The sequence below is a fragment of the Pseudomonas sp. G5(2012) genome (assembly GCF_000408945.1).
GTDB classification, from domain to species: Bacteria; Pseudomonadota; Gammaproteobacteria; order Pseudomonadales; family Pseudomonadaceae; genus Aquipseudomonas; species Aquipseudomonas umsongensis.
This window is the reverse complement of record NZ_APIO01000220.1, coordinates 1-557: the sequence shown is the minus strand read 5'-3', so window position 1 is coordinate 557 and position 557 is coordinate 1. Positions and strand designations below refer to the sequence as shown.

Sequence of the window (557 nt, the reverse complement as noted above, 5' to 3'; positions counted from 1 at the left end):
TTGTGCAGATTGTCCTGCTCGAGCCCCACGCCGCTGTCGATGACGTCCAGTTGCGCCATGTTCTCGACACGATGGGCGATCAGCTCGATGCGGCCATCCCTGGGCGTGAACTTCAGTGCATTGTTGAGCAGGTTCCAGATGATCTGCTCCAGGCGTGTGCTGTCGGCATCGACCACCAGGGGCGGCTCGGGAGGCTGGGGCAGCTGCAGCGTGACCTCGCACGGATGCTGGTCATTGATCACCACGGTGTAGATATCCTGGAGAATTCGTCCCAGGTCCACTGCCTGTTTTTTCAGCTTGAGCTTGCCGGTGCGTACCCGGGCGACGTCCAGCAGGTCGTCGATGATCCGCGCCTGGCTGGCGACCGCATCGCAGATGGTGTTCACGGCTTTCATCGCCGGCCCGGCGGATTTGGTCATCGGCAGGCGCCGCAGCAGTTCGGCATTGAGCTGGATGAGATTGAGCGGGTGCTTGAGTTCGTGGGACATCACCGCAAAGAACTCGTCCTTGAGGTGACTGCTGGTCTGGGTCTCGGCCAGTTGCTGGCTTTGTTGGTC

At 61.0% G+C, this 557-nt stretch carries 1 protein-coding gene; it reads right to left on the bottom strand.

Translation table 11 applies throughout. The features are described from left to right. Positions 1 to 557, bottom strand: a 557-nt coding sequence (locus PG5_RS32835; RefSeq protein ID WP_042956006.1) for a sensor histidine kinase KdpD, incomplete at both ends; no start/stop codon positions are given.